Raw genomic sequence first — 11,287 nt, 5'->3', positions numbered from 1 at the left:
CGATAGCGCGAAAGTAGCACCGAATACAGTTCTTTAACAATTAACAGTCGATAAGTGTGGGCATTTGATGCAAGTGCAGCGTCAATCTTCGGATTGGCGTCTAACTTAAAATATCAAATGTTCACAAGAAATAATGAAATAGGATACTTCTTCGGAAGTAGCCTGTCAGTTTTTTGAGTGAGCAAACACCTCGCAATGCGAGGGGTTTGAACTAGTTAAATAGTTCGACCATGCCGGTAAAACGGCAAAGTAACAGAGATTAAACTGAAGAGTTTGATCCTGGCTCAGATTGAACGCTGGCGGCATGCCTTACACATGCAAGTCGAACGGCAGCACGGAGCTTGCTCTGGTGGCGAGTGGCGAACGGGTGAGTAATATATCGGAACGTACCCTGGAGTGGGGGATAACGTAGCGAAAGTTACGCTAATACCGCATACGATCTAAGGATGAAAGTGGGGGATCGCAAGACCTCATGCTCGTGGAGCGGCCGATATCTGATTAGCTAGTTGGTAGGGTAAAAGCCTACCAAGGCATCGATCAGTAGCTGGTCTGAGAGGACGACCAGCCACACTGGAACTGAGACACGGTCCAGACTCCTACGGGAGGCAGCAGTGGGGAATTTTGGACAATGGGCGAAAGCCTGATCCAGCAATGCCGCGTGAGTGAAGAAGGCCTTCGGGTTGTAAAGCTCTTTTGTCAGGGAAGAAACGGTGAGAGCTAATATCTCTTGCTAATGACGGTACCTGAAGAATAAGCACCGGCTAACTACGTGCCAGCAGCCGCGGTAATACGTAGGGTGCAAGCGTTAATCGGAATTACTGGGCGTAAAGCGTGCGCAGGCGGTTTTGTAAGTCTGATGTGAAATCCCCGGGCTCAACCTGGGAATTGCATTGGAGACTGCAAGGCTAGAATCTGGCAGAGGGGGGTAGAATTCCACGTGTAGCAGTGAAATGCGTAGATATGTGGAGGAACACCGATGGCGAAGGCAGCCCCCTGGGTCAAGATTGACGCTCATGCACGAAAGCGTGGGGAGCAAACAGGATTAGATACCCTGGTAGTCCACGCCCTAAACGATGTCTACTAGTTGTCGGGTCTTAATTGACTTGGTAACGCAGCTAACGCGTGAAGTAGACCGCCTGGGGAGTACGGTCGCAAGATTAAAACTCAAAGGAATTGACGGGGACCCGCACAAGCGGTGGATGATGTGGATTAATTCGATGCAACGCGAAAAACCTTACCTACCCTTGACATGGCTGGAATCCCCGAGAGATCGGGGAGTGCTCGAAAGAGAACCAGTACACAGGTGCTGCATGGCTGTCGTCAGCTCGTGTCGTGAGATGTTGGGTTAAGTCCCGCAACGAGCGCAACCCTTGTCATTAGTTGCTACGAAAGGGCACTCTAATGAGACTGCCGGTGACAAACCGGAGGAAGGTGGGGATGACGTCAAGTCCTCATGGCCCTTATGGGTAGGGCTTCACACGTCATACAATGGTACATACAGAGCGCCGCCAACCCGCGAGGGGGAGCTAATCGCAGAAAGTGTATCGTAGTCCGGATTGTAGTCTGCAACTCGACTGCATGAAGTTGGAATCGCTAGTAATCGCGGATCAGCATGTCGCGGTGAATACGTTCCCGGGTCTTGTACACACCGCCCGTCACACCATGGGAGCGGGTTTTACCAGAAGTAGGTAGCTTAACCGTAAGGAGGGCGCTTACCACGGTAGGATTCGTGACTGGGGTGAAGTCGTAACAAGGTAGCCGTATCGGAAGGTGCGGCTGGATCACCTCCTTTCTAGAGTTTGCACGAATCAGGTAACTGGTTCACGCATCAAATGTTCACACTTATCGGCTGTTAGTCAAAGAAGAAACAGTAGTCGTAGAAGTTCCGCGTTGGGGCTGTAGCTCAGCTGGTTAGAGCACCGTGTTGATAACGCGGGGGTCGTTGGTTCGAGTCCAACCAGCCCTACCAGTAAGACCCGAGTCGTAGAAATATCCTGGGGGATTAGCTCAGCTGGGAGAGCACCTGCTTTGCAAGCAGGGGGTCGTCGGTTCGATCCCGTCATCCTCCACCAAGTACTTTGAAAGTGCAAACGTAAGCCAGTCAACAAGACTTGGGTTTAGGTTTGATCTTTTAGCGATCAAAGCTGTTTCGTTCTTTAACAATCTGGAAGAAGTAAAGATTATTTATTGATCGGTTTGCCGTAAAAAGCGAATCGATGGGTAATGATTGTATGTATCAACAAACAAGCAACAACGTTGTACTTTCTTATCCCTGTAGCGCTCTTTGATCACCTCGGTGATCAGAGGCTAACGTTATAGGGACAAGCGAATAAGTGCACATGGTGGATGCCTTGGCGATTACAGGCGATGAAGGACGTAGTAGCTTGCGATAAGCTGCGGGGAGTGAGCAAACACACTTTGATCCGCAGATTTCCGAATGGGGCAACCCACCCTTTTAGGGTATTGCATACTGAATACATAGGTATGCAAGGCGAACGCGGCGAACTGAAACATCTAAGTAGCTGCAGGAAAAGAAATCAACCGAGATTCCCAAAGTAGCGGCGAGCGAAATGGGAAGAGCCTGTACGTGATAGTCGGACCGATAACAGAATCCTCTGGAAATAGGAGCCATAGTGGGTGATAGCCCCGTATGTGAAATCGGACCGGTGGTACTAAGCGTACGACAAGTAGGGCGGGACACGTGACATCCTGTCTGAATATGGGGGGACCATCCTCCAAGGCTAAATACTCGTAATCGACCGATAGTGAACCAGTACCGTGAGGGAAAGGCGAAAAGAACCCCGGAAGGGGAGTGAAATAGATCCTGAAACCGTGTGCATACAAACAGTAGGAGCGGACTTGTTCCGTGACTGCGTACCTTTTGTATAATGGGTCAGCGACTTACATTCAGTGGCAAGGTTAACCAGATAGGGAAGCCGTAGAGAAATCGAGTCCGAATAGGGCGATCAGTCGCTGGGTGTAGACCCGAAACCAAGTGATCTACTCATGGCCAGGATGAAGGTGCGGTAACACGCCCTGGAGGTCCGAACCCACTAATGTTGAAAAATTAGGGGATGAGCTGTGGGTAGGGGTGAAAGGCTAAACAAACTTGGAAATAGCTGGTTCTCTCCGAAAACTATTTAGGTAGTGCCTCAAGTATCACCATCGGGGGTAGAGCACTGTTATGGCTAGGGGGTCATTGCGACTTACCAAACCATTGCAAACTCCGAATACCGATGAGTGCGAGCTTGGGAGACAGACGTCGGGTGCTAACGTCCGGCGTCAAGAGGGAAACAACCCAGACCGCCAGCTAAGGTCCCAAAGATTGGCTAAGTGGAAAACGAAGTGGGAAGGCTAAAACAGTCAGGATGTTGGCTTAGAAGCAGCCATCATTTAAAGAAAGCGTAATAGCTCACTGATCGAGTCGTCCTGCGCGGAAGATGTAACGGGGCTAAGCCAGTCACCGAAGCTGCGGATATCCTTTATTGGATATGGTAGGAGAGCGTTCTGTAAGCCTGCGAAGGTGTCTTGTAAAGGATGCTGGAGGTATCAGAAGTGCGAATGCTGACATGAGTAGCGATAATGGGGGTGAAAAGCCTCCACGCCGTAAGCCCAAGGTTTCCTGTTCAACGTTCATCGGAGCAGGGTGAGTCGGCCCCTAAGGCGAGGCAGAGATGCGTAGCTGATGGGAAGCAGGTTAATATTCCTGCACCGTCGTATGATGCGATGGGGGGACGGATCGCGGAAGGTTGTCTGACTGTTGGAATAGTCAGTTTCTGTCTCATAGAAGGCGCTTAGGCAAATCCGGGCGCGCAATTCAAGGGGATGGGACGAGTGCACTTGTGCATGAAGCAATCGGAAGTGGTTCCAAGAAAAGCCTCTAAGCTTCAGTCATACGAGACCGTACCGCAAACCGACACAGGTGGGCGAGATGAGTATTCTAAGGCGCTTGAGAGAACTCGGGAGAAGGAACTCGGCAAATTGGTACCGTAACTTCGGGAAAAGGTACGCCCCGGTAGCTTGACTGGTTTACTCCAGAAGGGTGAAAGGGTTGCAATAAACTGGTGGCTGCGACTGTTTAATAAAAACACAGCACTCTGCAAACACGAAAGTGGACGTATAGGGTGTGACGCCTGCCCGGTGCTGGAAGATTAAATGATGGGGTGCAAGCTCTTGATTGAAGTCCCAGTAAACGGCGGCCGTAACTATAACGGTCCTAAGGTAGCGAAATTCCTTGTCGGGTAAGTTCCGACCTGCACGAATGGCGTAACGATGGCCACACTGTCTCCTCCCGAGACTCAGCGAAGTTGAAATGTTTGTGATGATGCAATCTACCCGCGGCTAGACGGAAAGACCCCATGAACCTTTACTGTAGCTTTGCATTGGACTTTGAACCAATCTGTGTAGGATAGGTGGGAGGCTTTGAAGCGGGGACGCTAGTTCTCGTGGAGCCAACCTTGAAATACCACCCTGGTTTGTTTGAGGTTCTAACCTTGGTCCGTTATCCGGATCGGGGACAGTGCATGGTAGGCAGTTTGACTGGGGCGGTCTCCTCCTAAAGTGTAACGGAGGAGTTCGAAGGTACGCTAGATACGGTCGGACATCGTGTTGATAGTGCAATGGCATAAGCGTGCTTAACTGCGAGACTGACAAGTCGAGCAGGTACGAAAGTAGGACATAGTGATCCGGTGGTTCTGTATGGAAGGGCCATCGCTCAACGGATAAAAGGTACTCTGGGGATAACAGGCTGATTCCTCCCAAGAGTTCATATCGACGGGGGAGTTTGGCACCTCGATGTCGGCTCATCACATCCTGGGGCTGTAGCCGGTCCCAAGGGTATGGCTGTTCGCCATTTAAAGTGGTACGTGAGCTGGGTTTAAAACGTCGTGAGACAGTTTGGTCCCTATCTGCCGTGGGCGTTGGAAATTTGAAGGGGGCTGCTCCTAGTACGAGAGGACCGGAGTGGACGAACCTCTGGTGTACCGGTTGTCACGCCAGTGGCATTGCCGGGTAGCTAAGTTCGGAAGAGATAACCGCTGAAAGCATCTAAGCGGGAAACTTGCCTTGAGATGAGATTTCCCAGAGCCTTGAGCTCTTTGAAGGGTCGTTCGAGACCAGGACGTTGATAGGCTGGGTGTGGAAGTGCAGTAATGCATTAAGCTAACCAGTACTAATTGCCCGTACGGCTTGTCCCTATAACCTTAGCAGGTACAGAGGATAAGACGGTACAACGTTGCGTGTGTGTTGATACACCAATTCATTACCCCCAATCTTTGCTTCTTCCAGATTCATGGCCTTGTCGTCCTACAGGAGACAAGCGTCAGTACAAGTTATGCCTGATGACCATAGCAAGTTGGTCCCACCCCTTCCCATCCCGAACAGGACCGTGAAACAACTTTGCGCCGATGATAGTGCTGCAACCAGTGTGAAAGTAGGTTATCGTCAGGCTTGTTATTTGAAGCAACAGCCTTTGGCTGTGGTTTCTTGAGAAAAACCCGATCAGCAATGGTCGGGTTTTTTTTCGTCTGGCGGTTTTGCGGGGTGCCGCGGGTGGTTGTCGGCTGACGCTGCGCTAAGCCGACCTACGCCGGCCTGCGCCGACCTGCGCCGACCGACATCGACCAAGTCGGGTGGGCTGGATTAGCGTAGTGTTGTCGGATGACGGCCTGCGGCCTGATCCGACCTACGCTCATGTAAAGTTCAGTAGGTCGGATTAGCGTAGCGTAATCCGACAACAATGCCAGCCGATCAATTCGACCCTACGACCAGCCCTGGTGCAGTTGCCTGGCCGGCGCCACCCAATGCAGATGCAATGAATATGCCGCTTAATGCACCTGTAGAAACAGCTAGCCGGGTATTCCGAATGTAATTATCTGGTCGATTTGATGTTGATATAGCATTGAATAATGATAGTTCACACTTTCTTAGAATAAACCTTGCTGCCTTCGCATAGCTTTGCTATAGTTCGCCTCCCCAATGAGACGCTGCAGTTTGCGAAACAACGGGATCACTGGAAACGGTGAGGGTAGTAAAAAGAAGGTTGACGGATTTAGCGAAATGCTTCATAATCTTCCTTCTTCGCAGCTGACAAACACAACGCTTTGTCGATAGCGCGAAAGTAGCACCGAATACAGTTCTTTAACAATTAACAGTCGATAAGTGTGGGCATTTGATGTAAGTGCAGCGTCAATCTTCGGATTGGCGTCTAACTTAAAATATCAAATGTTCACAAGAAATAATGAAATAGGCGCTACGAAAGTAGTGGCCTGTCAGTTTTTTGAGTGAGCGACCCGTCAGCAATGACGGTGCCGGTAAAACGGCAAAGTAACAGAGATTAAACTGAAGAGTTTGATCCTGGCTCAGATTGAACGCTGGCGGCATGCCTTACACATGCAAGTCGAACGGCAGCACGGAGCTTGCTCTGGTGGCGAGTGGCGAACGGGTGAGTAATATATCGGAACGTACCCTGGAGTGGGGGATAACGTAGCGAAAGTTACGCTAATACCGCATACGATCTAAGGATGAAAGTGGGGGATCGCAAGACCTCATGCTCGTGGAGCGGCCGATATCTGATTAGCTAGTTGGTAGGGTAAAAGCCTACCAAGGCATCGATCAGTAGCTGGTCTGAGAGGACGACCAGCCACACTGGAACTGAGACACGGTCCAGACTCCTACGGGAGGCAGCAGTGGGGAATTTTGGACAATGGGCGAAAGCCTGATCCAGCAATGCCGCGTGAGTGAAGAAGGCCTTCGGGTTGTAAAGCTCTTTTGTCAGGGAAGAAACGGTGAGAGCTAATATCTCTTGCTAATGACGGTACCTGAAGAATAAGCACCGGCTAACTACGTGCCAGCAGCCGCGGTAATACGTAGGGTGCAAGCGTTAATCGGAATTACTGGGCGTAAAGCGTGCGCAGGCGGTTTTGTAAGTCTGATGTGAAATCCCCGGGCTCAACCTGGGAATTGCATTGGAGACTGCAAGGCTAGAATCTGGCAGAGGGGGGTAGAATTCCACGTGTAGCAGTGAAATGCGTAGATATGTGGAGGAACACCGATGGCGAAGGCAGCCCCCTGGGTCAAGATTGACGCTCATGCACGAAAGCGTGGGGAGCAAACAGGATTAGATACCCTGGTAGTCCACGCCCTAAACGATGTCTACTAGTTGTCGGGTCTTAATTGACTTGGTAACGCAGCTAACGCGTGAAGTAGACCGCCTGGGGAGTACGGTCGCAAGATTAAAACTCAAAGGAATTGACGGGGACCCGCACAAGCGGTGGATGATGTGGATTAATTCGATGCAACGCGAAAAACCTTACCTACCCTTGACATGGCTGGAATCCCCGAGAGATTGGGGAGTGCTCGAAAGAGAACCAGTACACAGGTGCTGCATGGCTGTCGTCAGCTCGTGTCGTGAGATGTTGGGTTAAGTCCCGCAACGAGCGCAACCCTTGTCATTAGTTGCTACGAAAGGGCACTCTAATGAGACTGCCGGTGACAAACCGGAGGAAGGTGGGGATGACGTCAAGTCCTCATGGCCCTTATGGGTAGGGCTTCACACGTCATACAATGGTACATACAGAGCGCCGCCAACCCGCGAGGGGGAGCTAATCGCAGAAAGTGTATCGTAGTCCGGATTGTAGTCTGCAACTCGACTGCATGAAGTTGGAATCGCTAGTAATCGCGGATCAGCATGTCGCGGTGAATACGTTCCCGGGTCTTGTACACACCGCCCGTCACACCATGGGAGCGGGTTTTACCAGAAGTAGGTAGCTTAACCGTAAGGAGGGCGCTTACCACGGTAGGATTCGTGACTGGGGTGAAGTCGTAACAAGGTAGCCGTATCGGAAGGTGCGGCTGGATCACCTCCTTTCTAGAGTTTGCACGAACCAGTTAAATGGTTCACGCATCAAATGTTCACACTTATCGGCTGTTAGTCAAAGAAGAAACAGTAGTCGTAGAAGTTCCGCGTTGGGGCTGTAGCTCAGCTGGTTAGAGCACCGTGTTGATAACGCGGGGGTCGTTGGTTCGAGTCCAACCAGCCCTACCAGTAAGACCCGAGTCGTAGAAATATCCTGGGGGATTAGCTCAGCTGGGAGAGCACCTGCTTTGCAAGCAGGGGGTCGTCGGTTCGATCCCGTCATCCTCCACCAAAGTTTTACCCGAAAGTGCAAATGTAAGCCAGTCAAATAGACTCAGGTTTAGATTTGATCTTTTAGCGATCAAAGCTGTTTCGTTCTTTAACAATCTGGAAGAAGTAAAGATTATTTATTGATCGGTTTGCCGTAAAACGCAGATCGATGGGTAATGATTGTATGTATCAACAAACAAGCAACAACGTTGTACTTTCTTATCCCTGTAGCGCTCTTTTCGTTTGAAAGAATGAAGAGGCTAACGTTATAGGGACAAGCGAATAAGTGCACATGGTGGATGCCTTGGCGATTACAGGCGATGAAGGACGTAGTAGCTTGCGATAAGCTGCGGGGAGTGAGCAAACACACTTTGATCCGCAGATTTCCGAATGGGGCAACCCACCCTTTTAGGGTATTGCATACTGAATACATAGGTATGCAAGGCGAACGCGGCGAACTGAAACATCTAAGTAGCTGCAGGAAAAGAAATCAACCGAGATTCCCAAAGTAGCGGCGAGCGAAATGGGAAGAGCCTGTACGTGATAGTCGGACCGATAACAGAATCCTCTGGAAATAGGAGCCATAGTGGGTGATAGCCCCGTATGTGAAATCGGACCGGTGGTACTAAGCGTACGACAAGTAGGGCGGGACACGTGACATCCTGTCTGAATATGGGGGGACCATCCTCCAAGGCTAAATACTCGTAATCGACCGATAGTGAACCAGTACCGTGAGGGAAAGGCGAAAAGAACCCCGGAAGGGGAGTGAAATAGATCCTGAAACCGTGTGCATACAAACAGTAGGAGCGGACTTGTTCCGTGACTGCGTACCTTTTGTATAATGGGTCAGCGACTTACATTCAGTGGCAAGGTTAACCAGATAGGGAAGCCGTAGAGAAATCGAGTCCGAATAGGGCGATCAGTCGCTGGGTGTAGACCCGAAACCAAGTGATCTACTCATGGCCAGGATGAAGGTGCGGTAACACGCCCTGGAGGTCCGAACCCACTAATGTTGAAAAATTAGGGGATGAGCTGTGGGTAGGGGTGAAAGGCTAAACAAACTTGGAAATAGCTGGTTCTCTCCGAAAACTATTTAGGTAGTGCCTCAAGTATCACCATCGGGGGTAGAGCACTGTTATGGCTAGGGGGTCATTGCGACTTACCAAACCATTGCAAACTCCGAATACCGATGAGTGCGAGCTTGGGAGACAGACGTCGGGTGCTAACGTCCGGCGTCAAGAGGGAAACAACCCAGACCGCCAGCTAAGGTCCCAAAGATTGGCTAAGTGGAAAACGAAGTGGGAAGGCTAAAACAGTCAGGATGTTGGCTTAGAAGCAGCCATCATTTAAAGAAAGCGTAATAGCTCACTGATCGAGTCGTCCTGCGCGGAAGATGTAACGGGGCTAAGCCAGTCACCGAAGCTGCGGATATCCTTTATTGGATATGGTAGGAGAGCGTTCTGTAAGCCTGCGAAGGTGTCTTGTAAAGGATGCTGGAGGTATCAGAAGTGCGAATGCTGACATGAGTAGCGATAATGGGGGTGAAAAGCCTCCACGCCGTAAGCCCAAGGTTTCCTGTTCAACGTTCATCGGAGCAGGGTGAGTCGGCCCCTAAGGCGAGGCAGAGATGCGTAGCTGATGGGAAGCAGGTTAATATTCCTGCACCGTCGTATGATGCGATGGGGGGACGGATCGCGGAAGGTTGTCTGACTGTTGGAATAGTCAGTTTCTGTCTCATAGAAGGCGCTTAGGCAAATCCGGGCGCGCAATTCAAGGGGATGGGACGAGTGAACTTGTTCATGAAGCAATCGGAAGTGGTTCCAAGAAAAGCCTCTAAGCTTCAGTCATACGAGACCGTACCGCAAACCGACACAGGTGGGCGAGATGAGTATTCTAAGGCGCTTGAGAGAACTCGGGAGAAGGAACTCGGCAAATTGGTACCGTAACTTCGGGAAAAGGTACGCCCCGGTAGCTTGATTGGTTTACTCCATGAGGGTGAAAGGGTTGCAATAAACTGGTGGCTGCGACTGTTTAATAAAAACACAGCACTCTGCAAACACGAAAGTGGACGTATAGGGTGTGACGCCTGCCCGGTGCTGGAAGATTAAATGATGGGGTGCAAGCTCTTGATTGAAGTCCCAGTAAACGGCGGCCGTAACTATAACGGTCCTAAGGTAGCGAAATTCCTTGTCGGGTAAGTTCCGACCTGCACGAATGGCGTAACGATGGCCACACTGTCTCCTCCCGAGACTCAGCGAAGTTGAAATGTTTGTGATGATGCAATCTACCCGCGGCTAGACGGAAAGACCCCATGAACCTTTACTGTAGCTTTGCATTGGACTTTGAACCAATCTGTGTAGGATAGGTGGGAGGCTTTGAAGCGGGGACGCTAGTTCTCGTGGAGCCAACCTTGAAATACCACCCTGGTTTGTTTGAGGTTCTAACCTTGGTCCGTTATCCGGATCGGGGACAGTGCATGGTAGGCAGTTTGACTGGGGCGGTCTCCTCCTAAAGTGTAACGGAGGAGTTCGAAGGTACGCTAGATACGGTCGGACATCGTGTTGATAGTGCAATGGCATAAGCGTGCTTAACTGCGAGACTGACAAGTCGAGCAGGTACGAAAGTAGGACATAGTGATCCGGTGGTTCTGTATGGAAGGGCCATCGCTCAACGGATAAAAGGTACTCTGGGGATAACAGGCTGATTCCTCCCAAGAGTTCATATCGACGGGGGAGTTTGGCACCTCGATGTCGGCTCATCACATCCTGGGGCTGTAGCCGGTCCCAAGGGTATGGCTGTTCGCCATTTAAAGTGGTACGTGAGCTGGGTTTAAAACGTCGTGAGACAGTTTGGTCCCTATCTGCCGTGGGCGTTGGAAATTTGAAGGGGGCTGCTCCTAGTACGAGAGGACCGGAGTGGACGAACCTCTGGTGTACCGGTTGTCACGCCAGTGGCATTGCCGGGTAGCTAAGTTCGGAAGAGATAACCGCTGAAAGCATCTAAGCGGGAAACTTGCCTTGAGATGAGATTTCCCAGAGCCTTGAGCTCTTTGAAGGGTCGTTCGAGACCAGGACGTTGATAGGCTGGGTGTGGAAGTGCAGTAATGCATTAAGCTAACCAGTACTAATTGCCCGTACGGCTTGTCCCTATAACCTTAGCAGG

4 tRNA genes and 5 rRNA genes are annotated in these 11,287 nt (G+C 50.7%); all 9 read left to right on the top strand.

Going from position 1 to position 11,287, the window contains the following annotated elements:
* Positions 1–261 precede the first annotated feature (261 nt).
* Positions 262–1,792: ribosomal RNA gene (locus tag D9M09_RS26330) — 16S ribosomal RNA — on the top strand.
* A 100-nt stretch (positions 1,793–1,892) separates the two neighbouring features.
* Positions 1,893–1,969 (top strand) — tRNA-Ile (locus D9M09_RS26325).
* Positions 1,970–1,996: 27 nt separating this feature from the next.
* Positions 1,997–2,072: transfer RNA gene (locus D9M09_RS26320), tRNA-Ala, on the top strand.
* A gap of 247 nt (positions 2,073–2,319) precedes the next feature.
* Positions 2,320–5,195, top strand: a 23S ribosomal RNA gene (locus tag D9M09_RS26315).
* Between the two features lie 140 nt (positions 5,196–5,335).
* A 5S ribosomal RNA gene (rrf, locus tag D9M09_RS26310) occupies positions 5,336–5,448 on the top strand.
* 888 nt (positions 5,449–6,336) lie between these two features.
* Positions 6,337–7,867: ribosomal RNA gene (locus tag D9M09_RS26305) — 16S ribosomal RNA — on the top strand.
* Between the two features lie 100 nt (positions 7,868–7,967).
* Positions 7,968–8,044: transfer RNA gene (locus D9M09_RS26300), tRNA-Ile, on the top strand.
* 27 nt (positions 8,045–8,071) lie between these two features.
* Positions 8,072–8,147: transfer RNA gene (locus tag D9M09_RS26295), tRNA-Ala, on the top strand.
* Between the two features lie 250 nt (positions 8,148–8,397).
* Positions 8,398–11,273: ribosomal RNA gene (locus tag D9M09_RS26290) — 23S ribosomal RNA — on the top strand.
* The 16S, 23S and 5S rRNA genes sit together here with 4 tRNA genes alongside, the layout of an rRNA operon.
* Positions 11,274–11,287 lie beyond the last annotated feature (14 nt).

Source organism: Janthinobacterium agaricidamnosum (assembly GCF_003667705.1).
GTDB lineage: Bacteria > Pseudomonadota > Gammaproteobacteria > Burkholderiales > Burkholderiaceae_D > Janthinobacterium.
This window is presented reverse-complemented; position numbering and strand designations above follow the sequence as displayed.